The sequence below is a fragment of the Pseudarthrobacter adonitolis genome (genome assembly GCF_055412845.1).
In genome coordinates this window covers 20,296-43,968 of the sequence record NZ_JBVAYW010000004.1, presented here as the reverse complement: position 1 = coordinate 43,968, position 23,673 = coordinate 20,296, and the positions used below count along the sequence as shown (strand labels likewise).

The window sequence follows — 23,673 nt, the reverse complement described above, 5'->3', positions numbered from 1 at the left end:
GAGTAGATATTCCAAGTCCGACATATACCTGAAACGGAAAATATAAAACGATGAGTGACGAGACACCCGAGAACCCGGCGGAATCCGCCGATCTTCCGGAAACCGTTCTTGAAGGCGACGTGCTGGTTGACCGTGTGGAGCAGGTGGACCTGCAGACGGAAATGCAGCGCTCGTACCTGGACTACGCCATGGCCGTTATTGTGGGCCGCGCCCTTCCCGACGTGCGCGACGGCCTCAAGCCCGTGCACCGCCGCGTGCTGTACGCGATGTTCGACGGCGGCTACCGGCCGGAGCGATCATTCAACAAGTGCGCCCGTGTGGTGGGCGAGGTCATGGGCCAGTACCACCCCCACGGCGACACCGCGATCTACGATGCGCTGGTCCGCCTGATCCAGGACTGGACCATGCGCTACCCGCTGGCCCTTGGCCAAGGCAACTTCGGTTCGCCGGGCAACGACGGTGCTGCCGCCCCGCGGTACACCGAAACCAAAATGGCCCAGCTGGCCATGGAGATGGTCCGGGACATCGACGAGGAAACCGTCGACTTCCAGGACAACTACGACGGCAAGAACCAGGAACCCACCATCCTGCCGGCGCGTTTCCCCAACCTGCTGGTCAACGGATCCTCCGGCATCGCCGTGGGCATGGCCACCAACATTCCGCCGCACAACCTACGGGAAGTGGCTGACGGCGTCCAGTGGTACCTGGCCAATCCAACGGCCACCCGCGAGGAGCTGCTCGAAGAGCTGCTCCTCCGTATCAAGGGACCCGATTTCCCCACCGGCGCAACCATTCTCGGCCACAAAGGCATTGAGGACGCGTACCGGACGGGCCGCGGCTCCGTCACCATGCGCGCGGTGGTCAACGTCGAGGAACTCCAGGGCCGCACGTGCCTGGTGGTCACCGAACTGCCGTATCAGGCCAACCCGGACAACCTGGCCATCAAGATCGCCGAACTGGTCAAGGACGGCAAGATCTCCGGCATCGCGGACCTCCGCGACGAGACCTCCGGCCGTACCGGCCAACGGCTGGTCATTGTGCTCAAGCGCGATGCCGTGGCCAAGGTGGTGCTGAACAACCTCTACAAGCACACCGAGCTGCAGAGCAACTTCTCCGCCAACATGCTGGCCATCGTCGACGGGGTTCCGCGCACGCTGAGCCTGGACGCCTTCATCCGCCACTGGGTAACGCACCAGATGGACGTCATTGCGCGCCGGACCCGCTACCGGCTGCGCAAGGCCGAAGAAGAGGCGCACATCCTGCGTGCGCTCCTGAAGGCACTGGACGCGCTGGATGAAGTCATCGCGCTCATCCGTGCGTCCAACACCACCGAAGCCGCGCGCGACGGACTGATGCAACTGCTGGACATCGACGAACTGCAGGCCCGGGCCATCCTGGACATGCAGCTGCGCCGCCTGGCAGCCCTGGAACGCCAGAAGATCCAGGACCGCCATTCCGAACTCGAGGCCCTGATCGCCGAGTACAACTCGATCCTTGCCTCCGAGGAACGCCAGCGCGAAATCATCAGCACCGAGCTGGGCGAGATCGTGGCCAAGCACGGTGATGATCGCCGCACCAAGATCCTGATGGGCTTCGACGGCGACATGTCCATGGAGGACCTGATCCCCGAAGAGGAAATGGTTGTCACCATCACCCGCGGCGGTTACGTCAAACGCACGCGCAGCGACAACTACCGGTCGCAGCAGCGCGGCGGCAAGGGCATCAAGGGCGCCCAGCTCCGCGGCGACGACGTGGTGGAGCACTTCTTCGTGACCACCACCCACCACTGGCTCCTGTTCTTCACCAACCTCGGCCGCGTATACCGGGCGAAAGCCTATGAACTGGTGGAGGCCGGCCGTGATGCCAAGGGCCAGCACGTCGCAAACCTGATGGCCTTCCAGCCGGACGAACACATCGCCCAGGTCCTGGACATCAGGGACTACCAGCAGGCTCCTTACCTGGTGCTGGCCACCAAGCGCGGCCTGGTCAAGAAAACCCGGCTGGAGGACTACGACACCAACCGCTCCGCCGGCGTCATCGCGATCAACCTGCGCGACGAGGACGAACTGGTTTCCGCCCAGCTGGTCTCCGAAACGGATGACCTTATGCTGGTTTCCCGCATGGGCCAGTCCATCCGCTTCACCGCCACCGACGATGCCCTGCGTCCCATGGGCCGGGCCACGTCCGGTGTCACCGGCATGAAGTTCCGCGAGGACGATGAACTGCTGGCGGCCGACGTCGTCACGGACGGTTCGTTTGTTTTTGTCGTCACCGAGGGCGGGTACGCCAAACGCACCGCTGTGGAGGAATACCGCCTGCAGGGCCGCGGCGGCCTCGGCATCAAGGTGGGCAAATACCAGGAGGAACGGGGCCACCTCGTGGGCGCCCTGATTGTCCAGGAAGAGGACGAGGTCCTGGTGGTCATGGAAGGCGGAAAAGTTGTCCGTTCATCAGTGGCCGGCGTACCTGCCAAGGGCCGCGACACCATGGGCGTTATCTTCGCAAAGCCGGACAAGAACGACCGCATCATTGAAGTGGCCCGGAACAGTGAACGCGGCCTCGAGGGCGAAGAATTCACGGACGATGACGTAACGTTGGCTGAAGAGGCCGGGTCCCCCGAGGGATCCGCAGGGTCAGCATCAAAGGCAGACACATCACCGGCGGTTGAGTCAGAGGACGCCTCCGGCGACGCTGAGCCGAACGAAGACTACACCGGAGGTAACGAGTGAGTAATCCCGACTCATATCCCAAACCGAGCAGCAATGTCCCCGGCGGAACGCCGCCGCCCGCGGCAGCACCTCGGGTGAACGCCCCCGTCCGTCCGCAGCAGCGTCCACCGGCCCCTACCGGCGCGCCGGGGCAGCGTCCCGCCCTTCCCAGCCAGAGCCCTGCGCAGGATCGGGTTCCGGCAGGCCAGGCAGGACAGCGTGCCGGGCAGGGCAGGCCTCCGGCAGGCCAGACCAGCCAGCGCCCAGTGCAGGGCCGGTCTCCGCAGGGCCAGCCCGGCCTGGTCAAGCCTGCACCAAAGGCCAAGGTCAGGCGTGCACGGCTGCTGGTCAGCAAGGTGGATCCCTGGTCGGTCCTGAAGATGGCATTCCTCCTGTCGGTGGCGCTGGGAATCGTCACCGTCGTGGCCGCCATCGTCCTCTGGACTGTCCTGGACCTCACCGGAATCTTTGATCAGGTGGACAGCCTCTTGGGCACCCTGGCAGGCTCCGAAGGCGGCGGGTTCGAACTGAAGAAGGTCGCATCCCTGGGCCAGGTGGCTTCCTTTGCCACCATCATCGCCGTGGTGAACGTTGTCCTGCTGACGGCGCTGTCCATGCTGTCAGCGGTGCTTTACAACATCTCCGCAACGCTTGTTGGCGGCATCGGCGTTACCCTCACGGACGACTGAAAACCCATAATTTCACCGGAAATTCTCCGGCGAAATGCCTCGATTTGAGATCGGGCCGGGATGTGCTGTAAAGTCATGTCTCGGCCCGATGAGGCATCGGGGCGTATAGCTCAGGCGGTTAGAGCGCTTCGCTGATAACGAAGAGGTCCCAGGTTCAAGTCCTGGTACGCCCACGGAACCTGTGCAGGTTCGAAGGAAGGTTTGGTTTGCTTCACGGCAGGCGGGACCGGAACGGGGAGCATGTGAAGAAGTTGCTGGTACTTGCAGCTGCGATCGCAGGCGTCCTGATTTACAGGAAAGCGCAGGAATCCGAGGCCCGGAAAACAGTCTGGAGCCAGTCGACCGACAAGGTCGAATAGCCCGGATTCCCGGACCGGGACCTTGCATAAGGCTCCACGGTTCTAGGGTATGATTGAAGGGTTGCTTCTTATGGGGGCATGGCGCAATTGGTAGCGCACCTGCTTTGCAAGCAGGGGGTTCGGGGTTCGAGTCCCCGTGCCTCCACCATAAGGAAGTCCCGGACAGCCGAAATGCTGTCCGGGACTTTTTCGTTAATGCAGAACAGTAGGGTTGAACGGTGAACCTTCTTCTTGCGGCCGTTGGGGTCCTGGGCGTGGCGTCGTCGGGGCCGTTGATCGCCGCGACCCTCGGTGCCACCACCGTCAGCGCCCTCGCCATCGCCTTCTGGCGCAATGCCATCGGGGCTGCCGTGATGGCCACCCCCACTCTGCTCCGCGAACCCCGGCAGTTCGGCCGGATCACCGGACCGGAGTTTCGCTGGTCGCTGCTGGCCGCCGTAGCCCTGGCCCTCCACTTTGCCTGCTTCATCACGTCCCTCCAGCTCACCTCCGTCGCGGCCGCCACCGCCCTGGTCTGCCTGCAGTCGGCCTGGATTGCTGTTTTCCAGCTCTTCCGTGGCACCAGGCACCGCTGGCAGGTGCTGGCAGGGCTCGGGATCGCCTTTGGTGGCGTTGTCACCATTACCGGGTTCGACATGGGATCCTCGCCTGACGCGCTCCTGGGCGACCTGCTGGCCGTCGCTGGCGGAGCCCTGGCCGGCCTCTACACGCTTGCCGGCGGCAAGGCCCGTCAGACCATGACCACGGGAACGTACACCACGTTCTGCTATGGGATGTGCGCGGCTATTGTGGCGGTGCTGGCGCTCTTCAGTGGCCAGCCGCTGGTGGGGTTCGACGCCGTTGGATGGGTTGGGATCCTGGCCATCACCGTGTGTGCCCAACTGGTAGGTCACACAGCTTTTAACCACCTGCTGGCCACGATGAGCCCGCTGCTGGTGTCGATGATCATCCTGCTGGAGATCCCCGGCGCAGCCGTCCTGGCCGCGGTCTTCCTTCACGAGACACTGCCCGCCGGCACCTACGGCGGGCTGGGGCTCATCCTCGTTGGCCTCGCCGTCGTGGTTCTGGGACAGCGGTCAGGCTTCAGGAAGCGGCGCGAAGGCTCCGGCGCGCGTGCGGAGGAACCGCCGTCGGACCGTCTGGCTGAACTCGGAACGGACTGACGCCGGGCCGTGAGACGGGCTTATTGTCCGCCGCGGCGTACAGGCTGGGCGGTGTTGACCGTGTGGATCGCCCGCAGGAGCTTCGCCGGGAAGTAGACCGAGAAGAACACCACCATGGGTGCCTTGAGGGCCATCTTCTTGACGTTGTGCGCCTTGTAGGTACGGTCGAAGCGGGTCACGTAATACCGATAGTCCCGCGGTGAATCCTCGAGCCGGCGGGCGGACATCCCGGACACCATCTGGGGCCAGTACTGGACTTTGAGTTCGTGGTCGGCTAGGTGCAGGGAGAGGTCGATGTCCTCGTGCATCTCGTCCTTCTCATCACGGCAGGTTTCGTCCCGGATGGTTTCCCATGCCGTAGCGCGCAGGGCCATGTTGGAGCCGAACAGGAAGTGGTACTGGTGCTTGGCGAGCTTGAGCATCAGCTGGCGCATCTTGTCGTCTGCCTTGAGCCCGAACCGGCGCATCGGCATGTCGTAGTAGACCACCGGTCCGGTGGCTGCCTGGACTGACGGGTCAAAAAAGGCCTTCTGGACCTGCTCCACCCAGTCCGGCTCGACAACCGAATCGGCGTCGATGCGTCCCAGGATGTCGCCGGTGGCGTGGTTGAGGCCAAAATTTCGGGTGGGAATCAGGCCCTGGTCCCGGTCCTGGCTGAGCAGGATGATGGGACTTTCCGGATATTCCAGCTGCATCTGCGCCACGATGGCGGCGGTGCGGTCGGTGGAGAGGTTGTCCACCACGATGATCTCGTGGGCCGGCACCGACTGGTACACCGCGGCGATGAGACACTGCCGGATGACACTTTCCTCGTTATAGGCCGGGATGACAATGGACACGCGCGGCAGCTGTGCTGCGTCGTTCAAGGCATCCCCAGAGGATTTATCGGCTGACATCAGTTCAAATTTAGCACCGATCGGGATTTGTCCTGCCAGTGGCCGGTCAAGTCCGGACAAACACTGGGAAAACACTGAAGGGGCCCCGCACCAGGCGGAGCCCCTTCAATGGACGGCGCGACGGCGCCGGAAGTGCTAGTTACTGGTCTTGTCCACGGAGCCATTCATGTTGGCCGCAATGTTCTTGATGGCGGTCTTGGCATCGGCGACGTGCTTGGCTTTCTCCGTTGCGTCCTCCGCCGTGTCCTTGGAGTCCCCGGCAACATCTTCTGCCTGGTCGGCCAGGGCGTCAGCGGCCGAAGTCGGGGCTGCTGCAGCCTTGCTGGCCGCGTCCTCGGCCGTATCCTTGGCGTCGTTCAGGGTGGTGGCAGGAACCGGTGCCGGAGTGGGCGTGACAGGAGAAGGAGTCTTCCACGGGTCTTCCACGGGCTTGGAGGCCTTCCAGGCCGCTACACCGGCGGCGACGGCTGCGGCGATGATCCCGAACACGAGCCAACCGCGCTTCTTTGGCTTCTGGGGCTCCGCGATCTGGATGCCTACTGCCTTACCGGCTTCGTGCGCGGCGGCCTTGAGCTGGGTGCCGGCCGTCTGTGCCTGCTCCTGAAGGGAGTGCACCACACCGGAGTCGGAGAGTCTCTTGGCCACGGCGTCCACGTGTGACGGCGCGCTTTCCAAGGTGCGGTGCACGGCGTCGGACGCGTGGCCGATCTGGTCAGAAAGGCGCGGCAGGTATTCCACCACCACACGGTCCCGGGCGTTCTGGATGACCGGGGTGGCCTTGTCCAGGGCTTCGTGCAGGCGCGGGGTGGCGACCTCAACGGCGTCGTGGATTTTCGGGGCGAGCTGGGCCAGCCCCTCCTGGATGCGCGGAGTCACTGTTGCGACGCCGTCGGCAAGGTTGTGCGCCGCGGTCTTGAGCCCTTCCTGAATCCTGGGGGATGCGGTGTCCAGGCTGTGCTGCAGGCGGGGAACTGCCCAATCCACTGCTGCTTCCACACGGGGGGATGCCCAGTCCTTTGCATACTCAACTGCGTTGTTGACTGACTGTTCAAGGTCACGGGCAATACGATCCGATTTATTCACAACTACCTCCCGATTAATGTGACGGTTCTGTTGTTAGCCTACGTGGATTGACCTGCACCGGCTATTCTTCCCGCGGATTTCCAGCTGATTTCACCGAGCGCGGAACTCCCGGTCAAGCCGCTTTCCGCGTTGACCCGCCGTGAAAGAATGGGCCGTATGACTGCCATCGCAACTGCAAAAGCAACCATTCACACCAGCCTCGGCGACATCGTCGTCAACCTCTTCGGGAACCACGCCCCGAAGACGGTCAAAAACTTCGTCGGCCTCGCCACCGGCGAGCAGGCATGGACCCACCCCGAGACGGGCGAGGACAAGACGGGCACGCCGCTGTACGACGGCACCATCTTCCACCGCATCATCAAGGACTTCATGATCCAGGCCGGCGATCCGCTGGGCCGTGGCGTGGGCGGACCCGGCTACAAGTTCGACGACGAAATCCACCCCGAACTCAGCTTCAACGCCCCGTACAAGCTGGCCATGGCCAACGCCGGCGTGCAGGCGGGCAAGGGCACCAACGGCTCACAGTTCTTCATCACCACCATCCCCACCGACTGGCTGCAGGGCAAGCACAGCATCTTCGGCGAGGTTGCTGACGAGGACTCCAAGAAGGTCGTCGACGCCATCGAGGGCGTCCGCACCGGCATGGGTGACCGCCCGGTTGAGGACGTCACCATCAACAGCATCGACATCGAGCAGCTCTAACCCATCGCATGAGCTACGGAATTCCGGCGGCTGAGCCGTCCGCGCAGGTTCCGGTGTGCCCCAGGCATCCGGACAGGCCCTCCTATGTGCGCTGCCAGCGCTGCGGGCGTCCAGCGTGCCCGGACTGCCAGCGGGCGGCCGCCGTCGGATTCCAGTGTGTTGACTGCGTCAACGAAACAAGGCGGACGACGCCGGGCGTCAAGACTGTCTACGGCGGCGCCGTGGCAACCGGCAAACCCGTGGTGACATTCGGAATTATCGCCCTGTGCGCGGTGATGTACGTTCTGCAATGGGTGGTTCCCGGCGAGTGGATCTACCAGAACCTGGCGTTCGCCAATGTGTTTGCCACTCCCGAATTTGGTGAGTTCGAACCCTGGCGGATGCTGACGGCGGCTTTCCTGCACTCACAGGGATTCATCCTCCACATTGTGCTGAACATGTACATGCTGTGGATTTTCGGCCAAGCACTCGAACCGCTCCTGGGCCGCGTCCGCTTCCTGGCGTTGTATCTCATCTCCGCCATCGGGGGCTCCGTCGGCTACCTTCTCCTCACTCCCGGCTACGTGCCTGGCGTGCCTCTTGCCGGAGTGGTGGGCGCCTCGGGTGCCATCTTTGGACTCTTCGGGGCGATGCTCCTGGTGCAGCGGCACCGTGGCGGGGATACACGGCAACTGTGGATCCTGATCGCCATCAACGGCGTGATCGGATTCGTGGTCCCCCAGATCGCCTGGCAGGCGCACCTGGGCGGGCTTGTTACCGGAGCCCTTTGCGCTGCGGTGATTGCGTACACGCCCCGGGGCCCGCGGCAGGGCCTGCTGCACGCGACCGGACTGGCCGCAGTGGTTCTCCTGCTGGCCCTGGCGAGCTGGCTCCGCGTCACGGCCGGCTGAGCGCCCGGGTCCTCGGGCCCACCTCCTACTGACCACTTCAAGACCCCGGTGTCCCAGCGGACAGCGGGGTTTTTGCTGTGCCCCGTGAAGCCTCCGCACTGCGCTTCCGCACGGCGCCGCCGCGCGTGCCGGGTGGACCTCCGGTCTGAGCCCAGCCGCCGGGGCGAAGGCCAGGCCGCGGCCGCTATGGGCTCTCACCCACGTTCAAAGTTATCCACAGGTGTTATCCACACTGTTGGTAACTTACACGGATGTAGTTCAGGATTGCGATGGTCCCCTGCGCCCGAATGTCCGCCCTTTTCCCGGATTTGATCCTCTCGTTGTCCACAATTGTGGACAACACCTGGGGAAGCGCCTGTGGTTAAGTGGAAAAACACGCCGCATAAGCCCGGCCTGTGGATATCTTGGCCATTTCCCGCATTGCGCGCCAACAGGAGGGGATCCAGGCCGCCCGTATCAACAGGGTTATTCACAGTGTTAATAACTTACAGACATGTAGTTAACCTTCAGTGTTTCCCAGACTGGGGCACCTGAGGAGGTACCGCCGACCCGCCCTGTGGATTGTTGTCCACAACTGTGGATAAGTTGTGGGTAGTCCAGTGTTAGTAAGTGGAAAACACCTGTCTGTGGGAGGGTGTTCGTACGCAGCAACCGAACCCAACAAGATCCCAGCCAGGAGGACCGCCTTGAGCGCCAACGCCACAACCCAGCACATCTACCTCGACAAGCAGCACCCCGCGGTATGGCGTGCCCTCAACGGTCTGGGGCTGAAAGTGCGCGAAGCCGCCGACGCGGCCGGGATTGACCGCAAGACTATTGAACTGCTCAACGTGCGGACCTCGCAGATTAACGGCTGCGCCTATTGCCTCGACATGCACGTGCGGGACGCCGTGGATGCCGGGGAGAGCCACCAGCGGCTCGCTGTCCTGCCGGCATGGCGGGAGACGGCCCTGTTCACGGACAAGGAGCGGGCGGCGCTGGTGCTGGCCGAATGCATCACCGAGCTGCCGGACCACCGGGCCCGCGAGCTTGAGGAAGGATACGCCCGTCAGCACCTCAGCGCCGATGAATTTTCGGTGGTGAGCTGGCTGGTGATCAGCATGAACGCCTTTAACCGGGTGTCCGTCACCAGTCACCATCCGGTCCGCCGGATCCGCTGAGCGGGTACCGCTCCGGTAGCAAACAGCAGAGACGGCCCAGGCCTTGAGCGGACTGCTGAGTGTCCTCCGGGGAGGCGGACACCAAGGACGTCGCGTTCCGGCGGACAGTTATTAGGCGGACGGCTACTAACAGCGTGAGTTTATCCACAGCTAATCCACACTGTTAATAACTGTCCGTCCGAGCGCCGTGCATCCGGTCCCGCGCCGTGGCCCGCACGGGCGGCTATGGCTTCCGGCGCCGGGAAAGTTATGCACACTGTGGATAACTTTCCCAACAGCTGGAGGCTTAACCCACGGGATATTCGGTCAGCCAGCGGCGGGGCGCCCGGTCAGCCGGCCGCCCGATGCTGGTCAATCCGTCCAGACGCCTGAAGAACCGCGCCGGTGGCTGTCCAGAAGATGGGTGTCCACCATGCCGATGGCTTCCATCAGTGCAAACATAGTGGTGGGGCCAACGAACGAAAATCCGTGCTTCCGCAGCGCCTTGGACAGCGCCACCGATTCCGGTGACTGCGTGGGGATCTCCGCGTGCGTGACCGGCTGGGGAGTGGTTGGGGGCTGGAACTGCCAGACGAAGTCAACCAGGCCTTCCCGCTCGCGAAGCGCGATGGTGGCATGGGCATTGGTGATGGCGGCACGGATCTTGAGCCGGTTGCGGACGATGCGGGGATCCTGGAGCAGGCGCTCAACATCCGCTTCCGTAAAAGCGGCAACAGCGTCCGGCTGGAAGTCGAGGAAAGCCTGACGGAAGGCAGGGCGCTTCCGGAGGATGGTGGCCCAGGAGAGACCTGCCTGGAAGCCCTCAAGGCAGATGCGCTCGTAGAGGCCTTGTTCGTCCCGGACAGGCAGGCCCCATTCGGAGTCGTAGTACTCGCGCAACAGCGGATCCACGGCGGCCCACGGCGGACGGACGAGGCCGTCGTCGCCCAGGACGGTTCCGTCCACACCCTCGTTTCGGGGCTGGGCGGCGGCCGCGGGAGTCATACAGGTCCTGCCGCCAGGGTCAGGAACGCCAGCGTGTGGTCATCAGGAAGCCGATGATGGCAATGCCGAAGCCGGCCACGATGTTCCACGACTCCCAGGCCTGTACTGGGAACCGGCCCTCGCTGATGTAGAACGTGATGATCCAGAAGAGTCCGATGATCATCAGTCCGAACATCACCGGTTTGAACCAGACAGCGTTGGGCTTGTACGTCTGCGCCCCGGAAGCGGGCTGCGCGGCGTTGGAAGTCTTCTTGCGTGGCTTTGGCTCGGGCACGTGCTCTCCTTGGCGGACTGGATCAAGCTCGGCGTCTCGGGCTTGATATCCTGCAAGAAGGAAGTTGCCAGCGGTCTGCGCGATCTTGGTCAAATCTGGATTCTTACTAGCAGTCAATTCTAGCCGTAGTTCTGGGCACTCAAACGCCCATCGCGGCCACCCCGGAGGAGAACGCGTGGTATTGCAGGAGAAGGCGAGGCCCGCCGTTGTTCCGGGCACCGGCGCCACTATTCTGCGTGCAACCGTGCAGGTGCTCGGCGAACTGCTCATCACGGCCGGCATCATCCTCCTGCTCTTTGTGGGCTGGCAGCTGTGGTGGACCAACATCGAATCCGACGCCAAGCAGAGCGCCGTCATCAAGGAATTCGCCCAGGGGCTGCGCGGTACAGTGCCCGCAGTCCCGGAACCGAACCCAGCGGCGGCGCCCGTGGATTACGGTGCCCCGGCTGTTTCCGCGGCACCAGGCCATGCCGGCACCATCGGCATCATGTACATCCCGCGCTTTGGCACCAACTACACCCGGCCCATCGTGCAGGGAACCACCGGGGATGTCCTGGATACGCTGGGGCTTGGCCACTACACCAACACAACCATGCCAGGCGCCGTCGGGAACTTCGCCGTGGCCGGTCACCGGCAGACCCACGGTGCCGTCCTGGACAATATCCACACCCTTGTCCCGGGGGACAAAATCTACGTCCAGACCAAGGCCGGCTATTACATTTATGTCTTTCGCAACAACCAGATTGTGATGCCGTCCCGGACCGATGTCCTGGAACCGGTCCCCACCCGCCCCGGCGTCACTCCCACCGAAAGCTTCCTCACCATGACCAGTTGCAATCCGCGCTTCGGCGCCGAGGAACGCATCATCGCCTACGCGCTGCTGGACAGCTGGCGGCCTGCCTCGGCGGGGCCGCCCGCTGAGATCGCTGCCCAGGTGGTGGCAGCGGTGGGAGGAAGCTGAGTATGTACGGCTGGATTTTCCGCCACCTGCCGGGTCCCCTCTGGCTCCGGATCTTCACGTCGCTGGTGCTCATCGCCGGCGCACTGATCCTGATGGTTCACTTCCTGTTCCCCTGGATGTCCGGGTTCACCGCATTCACCGACTCAACGATTGGTTCTGCAAGCCAGCCATGACCACAACCAAAATCCTGGTCGTAGACAACTACGACAGCTTCGTTTACACCCTGGTGGGCTACCTCCAGGAACTCGGCGCCGAGACCACCGTTGTCCGCAACGACGACGTGACCCTCGCCGAAGCCATCGAGCTGACCCAAACGCGCCACGGCGTCCTCATCTCACCCGGTCCGGGGAACCCCGCCGAAGCGGGTGTGTGCATTGAGCTAATCAAGTGGTGCGGCGCGAACAACAAGCCGATGTTCGGTGTATGCCTGGGCCACCAGGCCCTGGCTGAAGCCTATGGCGGCACCGTAACCCACGCGCCGGAGCTGATGCACGGCAAAACGTCCCTGGTGGAGCACAACGGCACCAGCGTCTTCGCCGGGCTCCCCTCCCCGGTCACAGCGACGCGTTACCACTCGCTGGCAGCGATCCGGGAAACGATCCCCGACGTCCTGGAGATCACCGCCGAAACAGCAACCGGCGTCGTGATGGGCCTGCAGCACCGCACCGCACCGCTGTGCGGTGTGCAGTTCCACCCGGAGTCGGTCCTGACCGAAGGCGGCTACCAGATGCTGGGCAACTGGCTCGAGTCCCTGGGAATGGCGGGAGCGGCAGCCCGTGCCGCCACGCTCAGCCCGCTCATCCAGCACTGACAGGCACACACGAACGCGGGGTCACCTCGCGCCCAGCCCGAAAGGGAACATGGGCGCGAAGTGACCCCGCGTTGCTTTAAGGAGCGAGTGGGGGTCAGCCCTTTTTGGTTGGAGTGGCGCTCGGAGTCTCGGTGGGTGTGGGTGGCGGCGGCGGGGCCGGTTCCTTGGCCACCTCTATTGTGATCGTTTTACCTTGATCGACGGCGGCATCCACGGGCTCACTTTGACCTGTGACCACGCCGGCTGCCACCTCGGAGTTCTCCACTTCCTTGACGTTGGGGACCAGGCCAAGTTCCTTTAGTGCCGTTTCCGCCTCGGCGCGTGTGCGGTTGATCAGTCCAGGCATGGCCACCTTCCCGGTGGAGATGACGATTTCCACAGTGGTGCCCACACCCACCATCTGACCCGGTGCCGGGCTGGTGGTGATCACCCTGCCGGCAGGCATGGTGGCGCTGTTGGCGGTGGTGGTGGACGCGGCGCCCTGCAGGCCGCTCTGGCGCAGGATGTCCCGCGCTGCTGCCTCCGTCTGGCCTGGAAGGGCCTCCGGAATCTTGACCGCGATTGGGCCTTCAGAGATGTTCAGGATCACCTCAGCATTGGGATCAACCGAGGTTCCGGCCACCGGATCAGTGCCGATGGCCGTCCCGCTGGGTATGGTCTCGTGCTTGTTCCGTTTGATCTGCGGACGCAGGTTGGCACCATAAAGTTCCTGCAGGGCTGCCGACTCCGTCAGGGCCGCCACCGCCGGGATCTTCACCTGGGGCGGCAAGGGCGCAGGCCGGTTCACGGTGTTGTACAGCCAGAGACCGCCGCCGCCAAGGATCAGCAGGGTGAAAATCACCAGGGTAGCCATCCACGCACGACGACGGGACTTCTGCCGGGCGGTCCGCTCACGTTCCGGTGCAAATCCGAGGGGCAGTTCATCGACATCCGACGGTTCCTGGACGGCGGCCGCCATGACGGGAACTCTCCCGTCAGTGCGGGTGTCGTCCGCGTGGCGCTGCCGGCCGGTGGGGGCATCGTCCAGGAATCCGGCACCGGTGAGCCCGAACGCCTCTGTCACGGGCGGGCGTTCCGGCGTCGGGACGTGGTCGTTGGGATCGGTGGGGGCTTCGGTTGCGGCCAGCGCGGGCACGGAAACGCCCGCCCGGGCGGCGCGCAGCGCACGCCGGAAGGCAGCTGCGTCCTGGAAACGGTCCGTCCGGTTCTTCTGCAAAGCCTTGGCCAGGACACTGTCTAGGGCGGCGGAGACCTCCGGGTTCACGCTGCTTGCTGGCTCCGGAATTTCCCGGACGTGCTGGTACGCCACGGAGACGGGGCTGTCACCAATAAAGGGCGGACGGGCGGTGAGCATTTCGTACAGCAGGCACGCTGCGGAGTAGAGGTCGCTGCGCGCGTCCACGGTTTCGCCCCGGGCTTGCTCGGGCGAGAGGTACTGCGCGGTGCCCACCACGGCCTGGGTCTGCGTCATGGTGGCAGACGAATCGGCCATGGCCCGGGCAATGCCGAAGTCCATGACCTTCACGGAATTGGAGCCTTCGCAGTACATCACGTTGGCGGGTTTGATGTCCCGGTGGACGATGCCCGCCTTGTGGCTGTATTCAAGGGCAGAGAGCACCCCCAGGCAGAAGTCGATGGCCTGGTCAATGCTGACTTCCTTGGCCCGGATGAGGTCGCGGATGGTCCTGCCCTCGACAAACTCCATCACGATGTAGGGCACCCGGACGCTGTCCTCCGAGCCGTCCGGACGCGTATGTTCGCCGGTGTCGTAAATGGCCACGATGGAAGGGTGGTTCAGCGCCGCCACGGACTGCGCTTCCCGTTTGAACCGCGCCTGGAACTGCGGATCCCTGGCCATGTCCGGGCGGAGAAGCTTGACGGCAACTGTCCGGCCCAGCCTGGTATCGACTCCGCGGTGGACGTCCGCCATCCCCCCGCGGCCGATGATTCCGCCGAGTTCGTAGCGATCGCTCAGGACACGCTGATTGTCCACCGGGAGGCTGTCCTCCCGGTGCAGCGGGGTGCGGGGCGAGTCATTCACTGTCAATCCTGACGGCTACGGCGCGCAGGTAGGCGGCAAACCGGGCAGTTGGCCAGGGTTGCACTTGGGCAGGGCGGATGTTGGCGCAGCAGAGGTCGGGGGCGACGACGGCGGAGCGGAGGACTGCGTCTGTGTTGGGACAGGGGGTGCGACGGCGTAGGTAATTGTCACTGCCGAGCCAACTTCCACCCTTCCCGTCCGGGACAAAGCGATGACGGTGTTTGGCGTGGAATTCGCGTCCACCTGCGACTGGATGGTGACATCGAGATTTTTAGCGGACAGTTGCGACTGGACCGTCCGATAATCCTTGCCGAGATATTCCTCGGGAATGATGTTAACCGTTTGCGGAGTTGGAGCGGGCGGGTCGCTGGTCCGGCTGGGGCTAGGCGTAGCGGATGCCGAGGTCTGTGACGGGCTGGCGCTGGTGGACGGCGGGTTGCTGGAGGCCGAGTCGGTGACGGTGTTGGCCGGATTAAAAATCCCCTGCTGCGTCAGGAAGAACCCCACCAGCGCGAACAGGACCAGCACGATCAAGGCGACCAACGGCCACCTCCAGGGGCTGCGATCGCGTCGGTCGGGCTCGTCGGACGGCTCGTCGTCGTACTTCTCTCCCTCCTGCACCCAGCTGCGCTCCGCAGCGAGGGAGTCCGCACGCGAAAGCGTGCTCCCGGCTCCTGTGGCTGCGCCCGCGGCCACGGCGCCGACTGCAGCGCCTCCGGCAGCGGCACCAAGCACGGGCAGAGCAGACGTCGACGTCGTATTGCTGTACTTCTGGCCGATGACGCCGGTGGGTGCCGTGGCAATGTCCACCGGTGCGGTAATGGGGCCGGTGGTCGCCTCGAAGAGCAACATACCGGGAACGGCCGCGTGCGCGGCGCTAATATCGCCATTGCGGATGGCCTCGGCAGCTTCGGACAGCTTGATGGCGTTGGCCGGGCGGTTCTTGGGGTCCTTGGCCAGCATGGACATCAGGAGCGCGCGGACCGGTTTGGGCAGAGTCTCCGGGAGCGGCGGCGGGGCGTCGTTGACCTGGGCCAGGGCAATGGCGATCTGGGATTCGCCGGAGAACGGCCGGTGCCCGGTGAGGCACTCGTAGCCGATCACGCCGAGTGAGTAGATGTCCGAGGCGCCGGTCGCGGTCTGGCCGGTGGCCTGCTCGGGGGCGAGGTACTGGGCGGTCCCCATCACCTGGCCAGTCTGCGTCAACGGGACCTGGTCGGCGAGGCGGGCGATGCCGAAGTCGGTGACCTTGACCCGGCCGTCGGGGGTGATCAGCAGGTTGCCCGGCTTGATGTCGCGGTGGACCAGCCCCTGGGCATGGGCGACGGAAAGCGCGCGGGCGGTCTGCGCCATCATGGACAGCGTCCGGTCGGGGGACAATACCTGCTCGTGCTCGATGATGCTGCTCAGCGGCTGGCCCGGGACGAGCTCCATGACCAGGTACGCGGAGCCATCCTCCTCGCCGTAGTCAAAGACATTGGCGATGCCCACGTGGTTCAGGAGAGCGGTGTGGCGTGCCTCGGCACGGAACCTCTGGAGGAAACCGGGGTCCCCGGTGTATTCCTCCTTGAGTACCTTGATGGCGACAATACGGCCTAGGACCTGGTCCTTTGCCTTCCAGACCTCTCCCATCCCGCCGATCGCAATCCGCGTGGTCAGCTGGAATCTGCCGCCGAGGGTGATTCCCGTTGTAGGCCTCACTTATTCAACACCGCCTCAAAAATCTTCTTCGCGTTCGGACTGGTTAGCTGTGCGCCGGTGGTGATGTCTACGCCCTCCATGACGATGGTGACACCCACCTCCGGGTTGTTCGCCGGGGCAAACCCGGTGAACCAGGAGTTGTTCAGGCCGTTGCCCAGTTCAGCGGTTCCGGTCTTGCCGGCCACCTGCACACCGGGGACGGCCGCGCCGCGGGCAATGCCCTGGCTCACCGCACTGGTCATCCATTCGGTGATCTGCCGGGCAATTTCCGGGGTGGTGGACGTCCGGAGCGCGTCAGGCTGGGGCTCGTCAATGACCCGGAGGTCCGGGGACCGCACGGTCTTGACCAGGCTGGGGCTCATCTGCACGCCGCTGTTGGCGATGGCCGCGGTCATCAGGGCGATCTGCAGCGGAGTGGCGCGCACGTCCTTCTGGCCGATCGCAGACTGGGCCAGGCCTGGCCGGTCCAGGTCATCGGGGAAACCGTTGCCTCGGGCGTATTGGAGCTTCAGCTGGTCGCCCAGCTCCTCGCCGAAGCCGAACTTTGCCGCCTGCTCGGCGATCGCATCTCGTCCGAGGTCGATGGCAATGCTAGCGAATGGCGTATTGCAGGATTGCTGCAGCGCGAAGGCAAAACTGGCCGTGTCCTGCGTATAGCAGTTGCCCCCGGCGTAGTTCGGCAGTTTGTACTGGATCCCCGGGAAGGGCATCTCGGCCGGGTTGGGGAGCACGCTGTCCTTGTTGTACTTCCCGGAACTGAGGGCCGCGGCGGTATCCACGAGCTTGAAAACCGATCCCGGAGCGAGCAGCTCTCCAGTGGGGCCGCTGACATTCTGGTTCAGATTGATGCCGGGGACCTTGACCAGCTCATTGATGTTGGCGGTTTCGGCATTGGGGTCCTGGGTGGCGATCAGGTTGGGGTCGTAGGACGGCTTGGACACCATGGCCACGATGGCCCCGGTCTTGGGGTTGGTGACCACAATGGATCCCCGCTGGCCGTCCGGGATGAGGTCGTATGCGAGCTTCTGTATCGCGGGATCGATGGTGAGTTCCACCGAGGCACCCTTCGGCTGGTTGCCCAGGAAGAGCTGGCCGATCCGGTCGAAGAACTGCTGGTCTGAGCTGCCGGCCAGCTGGTCGTTCATCGCTACTTCCAGGCCGGTGGCACCGTAGTTCTGCGAGAAGTAGCCGGTGAGGCCTGCATAAAGTGCCGGCTGGGGGTAAGTCCGCTGGAAATTGCATTGTTCCGAACCTTCGACGGATTCGGCAACGGGTGTTCCGCCCACGATGATGGCGCCGCGGTCGTTGCAGTAGTTCTGAAGGATGGCGCGGTTGTTCCAGGCGTTGACTTTGAGGTCGTCGGCGCCCACTACCTGGACGTAGCTGATGGCGCCGAAGATCAGGGCGAACATGGCGATCGCGGCGACCCACGCGTTCCTGATTGCCTGGTTCACAGGGATTTCACCGCCTCAGTAGGTGTGTCGACGGCTTGGGGTTCAGTTCCCTTGGAAGGTGGCAAAGGTGTGGTGTCGACGGGGCCACGTGCCGTGTGCGAAATCATCAGCAGGAGGCCCACGATGATCCAGTTGGCCAGCAGGGAGGAGCCGCCTGCCGCCAGGAACGGTGTGGTGAGCCCGGTCAGCGGGATCAGCCGGGTGACGCCGCCGATGACGACGAAGCACTGCAGCGCCACCGCGAACGAGAGCCCGCAGGCCAGGAGCTTTCCGAAGGCATCCCGCGTGCCGAGGGCCGCCCGGAAGCCGCGGGTGAACAGCAGCAGGTACATCATGACGACGGCGAAGAGCCCGATCAGGCCCAGTTCCTCGCCGAGGGAGGCGATGATCATGTCGCTGTTCGCAAAGGGAACAAGGTTTGGCCGGCCCTGGCCAAAGCCCGTTCCCACCAGGCCACCGTTGGCCATGCCGAACAGGCCTTGCACGATTTGGTGGCTGCCGCCCGGTGAGCGGTCATAGACCTCTTCGGTAAAGGCGTTCAGCCAGCCGTCAATCCGGAGGCCGACGTGCGAGAAGACCTGTGAGGCGACGAAGCCGCCGCCGAGGATCAGGGCCACGCCGATCACTACCCAGCTGATACGGCTGGTAGCCACGTAGATCATCACGATGAACAGGCCAAAGAACAGTACGGAAGACCCAAGGTCGCGCTGGAAGATCAGCACACCGATGCTCACCAGCCAGGCGGTGATCATGGGCCCCATGTCTTTGAACCGGGGGAACTGCAGCGGGCCGATCTTGCGGCCGGCCAGCAGAATGAGGTCGCGGTTGGAGGAAAGATAACCGGCGAAGAATATAGCAAGGGTAATCTTGGCGATCTCACCTGGCTGGAACGTCATGGAACCCACCCGGATCCAGACCCGGGCGCCCAGGATTTCACCGGCCGAGATGCCGGGCACCAGCGGAAGAATCAGCAGGAGCGCGCTCACCGCCAGCGAAATGTAGGTAAAGCGGCGCAGCACCCGGTGGTCCTTGAGGAACCAGATCACGCCGATGGCCACGGCCATGGCGATCAGGGTCCAGCGCAGCTGGTTGTTACCGGTGTCCTCCCCGGGGGCGTCGAGGCGGTGGATCATGGCAAGACCCAAGCCGTTGAGTGCGACCACCAAAGGAAGTATTACCGGATCAGCATATTTAGCCCGGATCCGCAGGACCACGTGGAAGACCAGGGCTGCCACCGCGAGGAGGCTGGACTGGAACCAGAAATCGGAGTCGAACGCCTTCTCCTGGTCAACGCCCACCAGCATGTTGGCGCCGATGCCTACAGACAGGGCGAGGACCAGCAGCAACAACTCCACGTTGCGCCGGGGTTTGGGTATGGTGCTGAGCTGGCTCATTGGCCCCCCTCGCAGGTGGCAGTGGGGCTGGGTGAGGCGGACGGGGGCGGAGCCGCCGCAGGAGCGGACGGGTCCGGCGATGGGGCGGGCGCGGTGGTTGCTGCCGCCGGCGCAGTTGTTGCGGCCGGAGCGGGCGACGGCGTAAGGCACTCATTCGCCGGAGCGATGGTGCCGGTGCCTTCGAGATTCTTCACGATCCGCTGGGCGTCGTAGAGGTCACGCGCGGGAACTGTCTGCCGGACGCGCTGCTGGGAAAACTGGGGCAAGGAATCCATCCGGATCTCTGTTACTGCTTCGAGGGTTGAAAGCTGGATGGGGCCAAGCCGCTGGGACACGCCGTTATAGATGGCCACGCGGGAATCGAACTCCCCGATGTAGTAGCGAGTCTGGGTCCAGGCATAGCCGAGCCAGAGGCCCACCGTCAGCACCACCAGTACGAACGCAGCGATGGACATGGTGACCCAGCGGCGGGGTTTGGGCTGCCCCAGGACGTCATCCGCCTCCGCAAGCGGCGCGTCGGCCTTATGCGTCAGGACGGTGGCGGCCCGTCGGGCCACGGTGCGGCCGGCGATGGTGGGGATGGAGCCGGACTCGGCCGCGGTGGCCGCAGCGCCGACCAGTTCGTGCGGGCGCGACGCGAGTTCCTGCCGCAGGACTTCGGCGGAAAGGTGCTCGCCGAGGTGGGGGTCGGTGGAGGGCGGCGGTTCGGCGGCGGACGAATTTTCTGCGGCTTCTTCCGCGACGGGCTTTTCGCCGGCCGCCGCGGGGTCCGGTGAGGCGCTGTCCGCGTCGTTGTCCGCGGCAGGGGCTTCGGTGACCAGCTGGGAAGGGATGATGTCGACGGCGGCGGTGCTGACGTCGTCGGGCGTTTCCTCGGTAATTTCCACCATCACCACGGTGACGTTATCCGGTGAGCCGGCCTCAAGCGTCAGGTTGACCAGGGTTTCGACGCACTCGCGCAGGTCCTTTGTCTCGCGGACGGTCCGCTCCACCACGTGTCCGGCCACATAGTTGAGCCCGTCCGAGCACAGCAGCCAACGCTCCCCGGGCTTGACGTCCAGGGTGTCCAGATCCAGCTCGGGGCTGGCGTCAACGTCGCCCAGGACGCGCATGAGGACGTTCTTGTGCGGGTGGGTCTCGGCCTCTTCGGGACGGAGCCGGCCCTCATCAATCAGTCGCTGGACGAACGTGTGGTCAATGCTGATCTGTTCAAATTCGCCGTCGCGCAGGCGATAGGCCCGGGAGTCGCCGATGTGCGCGAAGTGCAGCTTGCCGTCGGCGAGCAGCAGGGATGTGACGGTGGTGCCCATGCCAGCGAGCTTGGGGTTGATGTGCACCAGCTCGGAGAGCAGGGAGTTGGCTGTCTGGATTTCGTCGGCGAGGACCGTGCTGGCATCGCCGTCGTAGTCGTCGTGGTCCAGGTGCAGCATGTCCAGTACGGTGGCGGCGGAAGCAACATCACCGCCGGCGTGGCCGCCCATTCCGTCCGCGACCACTGCCAAATGGCGGCCGACGTATGCCGAGTCGTCATTTTTGGCCCGGATGCGTCCCACATCCGAGCGGGCCGCATAGCGCATGATGAGGGGCCGCTGGACGGGCATGGCCTCGCCGGCGGGAAGGTCAGCGGCCATGGCTATGGCCTCAATTCGATGACCGTCTTGCCGATTCTCACGGGTACGCCAAGCTCAACGGGCAGGGCCCGGGTAAGTTGCTGGTCGGCCAGGTAGGTGCCGTTGGTGGAGCCGAGGTCCTCGATGAACCATCGGCTGCCTTGCGGGAAAAGCCGCGCGTGGCGGCCTGAGGCGTAGTCGTCCTCAAGTACCAGCGTGGCTTCCTGTGCGCGGCCCAACAGGATGGGGCTGGCAGCCAGGGGGAGGGTGGTTCCCTTGAGCGGGCCTTCGATGACCACCAGTTGGTGGGCCTGCTGCTTGAGGGGCTGCGGCGGAGCCTCGGCCAGTTCCGGATTTTTGCGGACCTGCCGGGCGGTCGGGGTGCCGGCGGCGGCTTTGCGGCCCACCATCAGGTCCCGGCGCATGGCCGAGACGATGCTGAAGATGAGGACCCAGAGCAGGATCAGGAAGCCAAAACGCAGCGCAGTGATGGTCAGGTCGCTCATGGGCGGCCACCAGGGTTGGTGGGAAGCAGGCGGAAGATGATCTTTGTCCGTCCCATCGTGATGGTGGAGCCGTCGGTCAGTTCTGTGCTGCCTGCCACTTTATGGCCGTTGACGTAACTGCCGTTGGTGGAGCCAAGGTCCACAGCGCTGGTGACACCGCTGGCGGTGCGGATCTCAAGGTGGCGGCGCGATACGCCGGTGTCGTCAACCAGGATGTCGGCCTCGGAAGACCGGCCCAGGACGATGGACGGGGCATTGAGGGAGTACCGCTGGCCGTCGATGTCCAGGACGGGCTGTAGCCGCACGGGCGAGCGGCTGGGGGCCGCCGGCAGGTTGGGCCTGGCCGACGCGACTCCGGGGCCGGCTTTGGACTTCTCAGTGGATGAGACGATCTCGAAGTCGCCGGCGCGCAACTTCTCGGAACGGCGGAACGAGATCCGCACCGAGCCCTGCAGGGTGTAGCCCTGGCTGCGGACATGGTTGATGACAACGTCGCAGAGTTCTTCGGCCAGCGGTGTGCCCCATTCCTGCGCCCTTTTGAAGTCGCCGTCACTGAGCTGGACGTCGAAGACGTTGGGGGCCAGCGTGCGGCCGGCGGCAATGGTGAGGGCTTTGTTGTCCACCTCGCGGCGGAGCCGGCTGGCGATTTCCACAGGTTCCACCTGGGCGCGCGAACCGGTGGAGAAGACACCGCGGACGGCTTTTTCGATGCCGCGCTCGACCTTGTCCAGCAATCCCATGGTCCTTCTCCTTTCCCCCGGCTGCGGTGCAGTTTTCGTTCCGGAACTCAACCAACAACGCAGTTCAGAACCCGGCGGCCTGCCTGGCAGCGGCGGGCACTACTACATCAGATACTACTGGGCAGGCCTGTGAATGCCCTTAATCCACAACGGCCGGGCCCCCGGAAAAGTTCTCTGCGTGGTTCCCGTCGGCCCCCTCCCGGCGCAGAATTTGACCGCGCCCGGGACTCAATTGGTGTTTTGCCGCCGATGTCCGTTATGCTTGATCTCGCTGCTTTTACAAGGTTGCGGATCCGGGAAACCGGCCGTGATTCATGGAAAAGAAGTTGCGCGCGAGTGGCGGAACGGCAGACGCGCTGGCTTCAGGTGCCAGTGTCCGAAAGGGCGTGGGGGTTCAAATCCCCCCTCGCGCACGCAATCAAAGGAACCCCGGTCTTCGGACCGGGGTTCCTTTCTTTTACGCTGGGGCCCGAATCCGGCCTGCCGGCGCCATAGCCGTGGGTATAGCATGCGAAGGACACCGGTTGACTCATGCTGACCGCAGGAATCCTACCGCGACATGGAATCGTTCGTCGCGGACGTGCAGGACGAACGCGCCAAGGACCTGCTCTGGCGCGCAATCGACCCCAAGGGAGCATTCCGGCGGTTCGAGAATACGCTCCCAGAGTTCCCCGAGCTTCAGACCTGATGGTTCTCTTTCCATGATCGAGCCATGCGGCGGCGCTCCATAGAGTGGCTGGCAGAATCTGGCGTGGTGGAGCAGGATGGCCGAGAAGGCCCTGCGCCTACTCCCGTAACGCCCCGAAGCCCGCAATAAGCGCCTCAAGCCCCAGGCTGAAGGCCACGTCCGCAGGTTTCTCGTGCCCCTGCGCGGCCAGGCTCCGGACTGCACCCGTGAAGCTCGGCGTCGACTCCGCCATGGTGCCGGAATCGAAAATGTCGTCTGGGGCGGTGACGTCGTAGGCGGATCCGAAGATGAATGATTCCAGGGCCACGATGGCGGACACGATCCGCTCCTCCGGGAATCCGGCCGCCCGGAATCCGGCGCTGACGGTCTCATACATGGCGAGGGTCTGCGGTGCGTCAGTCACGGGAAGTACTGCGATGACTGGAATCAAGGGCGTGTGCTCCGCGAAGACGTCCCGGTAACTCCAGGCCCATTTCCGCACCGCGGACTCCCAGGGTTCCGCCGCGAAGGCGGTCACATCCACCAGGGCAGTCAAGTGGTCTTCCACGAGCAGGAGCACGTCCCGCTTGGATTCCACATGGTTGTAGAGGGCCGACGGCGCCACGTTAAGTGAGCGGGCCAGTGCGGCCATGGTGAGTCCGTCGTAGCCGTTCTTGCCGATCAGACGCAGGGCTGCTGCCGTGATGCCCGCCTGGTCCAGGACGGCTGCGGCGGGCCGCCCAGCGCGGCGCCGCGCCGCACCGGTTTTCGGCATGGGTTCGCGCTCCATGGTAGTTCGTGAATCGGCTGGTGATGCCGGCATTGCTGGCCTTTCTGCGGGCAGTTTCCCCAGCATTATTCCACCCGGCCTTCCTTGCAG

Annotated in this window: 23 protein-coding genes and 3 tRNA genes; 14 read left to right on the top strand and 12 right to left on the bottom strand. The window is 64.3% G+C overall.

Annotated features, from left to right (window positions below):
- Positions 1-50 precede the first annotated feature (50 nt).
- The 6 genes from gyrA (at position 51) to ACZYZ4_RS06285 (ending at position 4,919) form a co-directional block, all read left to right on the top strand.
- The gene (gene gyrA, locus ACZYZ4_RS06310) at positions 51-2,729 is read left to right on the top strand and encodes a DNA gyrase subunit A (RefSeq protein ID WP_463859181.1); all 2,679 of its coding nucleotides are present in this window, start codon (positions 51-53) and stop codon (positions 2,727-2,729) included.
- On the top strand, positions 2,726-3,397 hold the full coding sequence (locus ACZYZ4_RS06305; RefSeq protein WP_463859180.1) for a DUF3566 domain-containing protein: 672 nt from the start codon (positions 2,726-2,728) through the stop codon (positions 3,395-3,397). The genes gyrA and ACZYZ4_RS06305 overlap by 4 nt, the downstream gene beginning before the upstream one ends.
- 99 nt (positions 3,398-3,496) lie before the next feature.
- Positions 3,497-3,570: transfer RNA gene (locus ACZYZ4_RS06300), tRNA-Ile, on the top strand.
- 69 nt (positions 3,571-3,639) lie between these two features.
- Positions 3,640-3,756 (top strand): DLW-39 family protein, encoded by a 117-nt coding sequence (locus ACZYZ4_RS06295; protein ID WP_463859473.1) that lies wholly within the window; start codon positions 3,640-3,642, stop codon positions 3,754-3,756.
- Positions 3,757-3,828: 72 nt separating this feature from the next.
- Positions 3,829-3,904, top strand: a tRNA-Ala gene (locus ACZYZ4_RS06290).
- Positions 3,905-3,974: 70 nt separating this feature from the next.
- Entirely contained in the window at positions 3,975-4,919 is a 945-nt protein-coding gene (locus tag ACZYZ4_RS06285) for a DMT family transporter (RefSeq protein ID WP_463859179.1), read from the top strand.
- Positions 4,920-4,939: 20 nt separating this feature from the next.
- Here ACZYZ4_RS06285 and ACZYZ4_RS06280 read toward each other — a convergent pair whose 3' ends face one another.
- Together ACZYZ4_RS06280 and ACZYZ4_RS06275 are read right to left on the bottom strand one after the other, a co-directional pair.
- A complete protein-coding gene (locus tag ACZYZ4_RS06280; RefSeq protein WP_463859178.1) occupies positions 4,940-5,815 on the bottom strand; it encodes a glycosyltransferase family 2 protein in 876 nt (291 codons plus the stop codon).
- Positions 5,816-5,950: 135 nt separating this feature from the next.
- Positions 5,951-6,898, bottom strand: a complete 948-nt coding sequence (locus ACZYZ4_RS06275; protein WP_463859176.1) for a hypothetical protein — start codon at positions 6,896-6,898, stop codon at positions 5,951-5,953.
- Between the two features lie 156 nt (positions 6,899-7,054).
- On the opposite strand from ACZYZ4_RS06275, the gene ACZYZ4_RS06270 reads away from it, so the two are divergent.
- The 3 genes from ACZYZ4_RS06270 (at position 7,055) to ACZYZ4_RS06260 (ending at position 9,650) form a co-directional block, all read left to right on the top strand.
- The gene (locus ACZYZ4_RS06270; protein WP_463859175.1) at positions 7,055-7,600 is read left to right on the top strand and encodes a peptidylprolyl isomerase; all 546 of its coding nucleotides are present in this window, start codon (positions 7,055-7,057) and stop codon (positions 7,598-7,600) included.
- Positions 7,601-7,608: 8 nt separating this feature from the next.
- Complete coding sequence (locus ACZYZ4_RS06265; protein ID WP_463859173.1) at positions 7,609-8,490, top strand: rhomboid family intramembrane serine protease; 882 nt, start codon at positions 7,609-7,611, stop codon at positions 8,488-8,490.
- 686 nt (positions 8,491-9,176) lie between these two features.
- Positions 9,177-9,650, top strand: a complete 474-nt coding sequence (locus tag ACZYZ4_RS06260; RefSeq protein WP_463859171.1) for a carboxymuconolactone decarboxylase family protein — start codon at positions 9,177-9,179, stop codon at positions 9,648-9,650.
- A gap of 351 nt (positions 9,651-10,001) precedes the next feature.
- On the opposite strand, the gene ACZYZ4_RS06255 is transcribed toward ACZYZ4_RS06260, so the two are convergent.
- Together ACZYZ4_RS06255 and ACZYZ4_RS06250 are read right to left on the bottom strand one after the other, a co-directional pair.
- The gene (locus tag ACZYZ4_RS06255) at positions 10,002-10,634 is read right to left on the bottom strand and encodes a DNA-3-methyladenine glycosylase I (RefSeq protein WP_463859169.1); all 633 of its coding nucleotides are present in this window, start codon (positions 10,632-10,634) and stop codon (positions 10,002-10,004) included.
- A 19-nt stretch (positions 10,635-10,653) separates the two neighbouring features.
- Entirely contained in the window at positions 10,654-10,908 is a 255-nt protein-coding gene (locus ACZYZ4_RS06250) for a cell division protein CrgA (RefSeq protein ID WP_463859168.1), read from the bottom strand.
- Positions 10,909-11,083: 175 nt separating this feature from the next.
- Here ACZYZ4_RS06250 and ACZYZ4_RS06245 point away from each other — a divergent pair, with 175 nt between their 5' ends.
- The 3 genes from ACZYZ4_RS06245 to ACZYZ4_RS06235 are packed head-to-tail and all read left to right on the top strand — an operon-like array spanning position 11,084 to position 12,680.
- Positions 11,084-11,869 carry a class E sortase gene (locus tag ACZYZ4_RS06245; protein ID WP_463859166.1) on the top strand — a complete coding sequence of 262 codons (786 nt, stop codon included), beginning with the start codon at positions 11,084-11,086 and terminating at the stop codon, positions 11,867-11,869.
- Between the two features lie 2 nt (positions 11,870-11,871).
- Positions 11,872-12,042, top strand: coding sequence for a hypothetical protein (locus ACZYZ4_RS06240; protein ID WP_463859164.1), 171 nt, complete (start codon positions 11,872-11,874; stop codon positions 12,040-12,042).
- Positions 12,039-12,680 (top strand): anthranilate synthase component II, encoded by a 642-nt coding sequence (locus ACZYZ4_RS06235; RefSeq protein ID WP_463859162.1) that lies wholly within the window; start codon positions 12,039-12,041, stop codon positions 12,678-12,680. The genes ACZYZ4_RS06240 and ACZYZ4_RS06235 overlap by 4 nt, the downstream gene beginning before the upstream one ends.
- Positions 12,681-12,774: 94 nt before the next feature.
- Here ACZYZ4_RS06235 and pknB read toward each other — a convergent pair whose 3' ends face one another.
- From pknB to ACZYZ4_RS06200, 7 genes are read right to left on the bottom strand one after another with little or no spacing between them, the layout of a single operon-like run.
- Positions 12,775-14,721, bottom strand: a complete 1,947-nt coding sequence (pknB, locus tag ACZYZ4_RS06230) for a Stk1 family PASTA domain-containing Ser/Thr kinase (protein WP_463859160.1) — start codon at positions 14,719-14,721, stop codon at positions 12,775-12,777.
- A 15-nt stretch (positions 14,722-14,736) separates the two neighbouring features.
- Positions 14,737-16,422 carry a protein kinase domain-containing protein gene (locus tag ACZYZ4_RS06225; RefSeq protein ID WP_463859158.1) on the bottom strand — a complete coding sequence of 562 codons (1,686 nt, stop codon included), beginning with the start codon at positions 16,420-16,422 and terminating at the stop codon, positions 14,737-14,739.
- The gene (locus tag ACZYZ4_RS06220) at positions 16,419-17,876 is read right to left on the bottom strand and encodes a peptidoglycan D,D-transpeptidase FtsI family protein (protein WP_463859157.1); all 1,458 of its coding nucleotides are present in this window, start codon (positions 17,874-17,876) and stop codon (positions 16,419-16,421) included. The genes ACZYZ4_RS06225 and ACZYZ4_RS06220 overlap by 4 nt, the downstream gene beginning before the upstream one ends.
- Positions 17,873-19,270, bottom strand: coding sequence for an FtsW/RodA/SpoVE family cell cycle protein (locus ACZYZ4_RS06215; RefSeq protein ID WP_463859155.1), 1,398 nt, complete (start codon positions 19,268-19,270; stop codon positions 17,873-17,875). The genes ACZYZ4_RS06220 and ACZYZ4_RS06215 overlap by 4 nt, the downstream gene beginning before the upstream one ends.
- Complete coding sequence (locus ACZYZ4_RS06210) at positions 19,267-20,901, bottom strand: PP2C family protein-serine/threonine phosphatase (protein ID WP_463859154.1); 1,635 nt, start codon at positions 20,899-20,901, stop codon at positions 19,267-19,269. Before ACZYZ4_RS06210 ends, ACZYZ4_RS06215 begins: the two co-directional genes overlap by 4 nt.
- A gap of 2 nt (positions 20,902-20,903) precedes the next feature.
- A complete protein-coding gene (locus ACZYZ4_RS06205) occupies positions 20,904-21,386 on the bottom strand; it encodes an FHA domain-containing protein FhaB/FipA (RefSeq protein WP_463859152.1) in 483 nt (160 codons plus the stop codon).
- Positions 21,383-22,126 carry an FHA domain-containing protein gene (locus ACZYZ4_RS06200; protein ID WP_463859150.1) on the bottom strand — a complete coding sequence of 248 codons (744 nt, stop codon included), beginning with the start codon at positions 22,124-22,126 and terminating at the stop codon, positions 21,383-21,385. Before ACZYZ4_RS06200 ends, ACZYZ4_RS06205 begins: the two co-directional genes overlap by 4 nt.
- A gap of 330 nt (positions 22,127-22,456) precedes the next feature.
- Here ACZYZ4_RS06200 and ACZYZ4_RS06195 point away from each other — a divergent pair.
- Both ACZYZ4_RS06195 and ACZYZ4_RS06190 read left to right on the top strand, forming a co-directional pair.
- Positions 22,457-22,539: transfer RNA gene (locus ACZYZ4_RS06195), tRNA-Leu, on the top strand.
- A gap of 146 nt (positions 22,540-22,685) precedes the next feature.
- The gene (locus ACZYZ4_RS06190; protein ID WP_463859148.1) at positions 22,686-22,814 is read left to right on the top strand and encodes a hypothetical protein; all 129 of its coding nucleotides are present in this window, start codon (positions 22,686-22,688) and stop codon (positions 22,812-22,814) included.
- Between the two features lie 97 nt (positions 22,815-22,911).
- On the opposite strand, the gene ACZYZ4_RS06185 is transcribed toward ACZYZ4_RS06190, so the two are convergent.
- Complete coding sequence (locus tag ACZYZ4_RS06185) at positions 22,912-23,649, bottom strand: TetR/AcrR family transcriptional regulator (protein WP_463859146.1); 738 nt, start codon at positions 23,647-23,649, stop codon at positions 22,912-22,914.
- Positions 23,650-23,673: the final 24 nt, after the last annotated feature.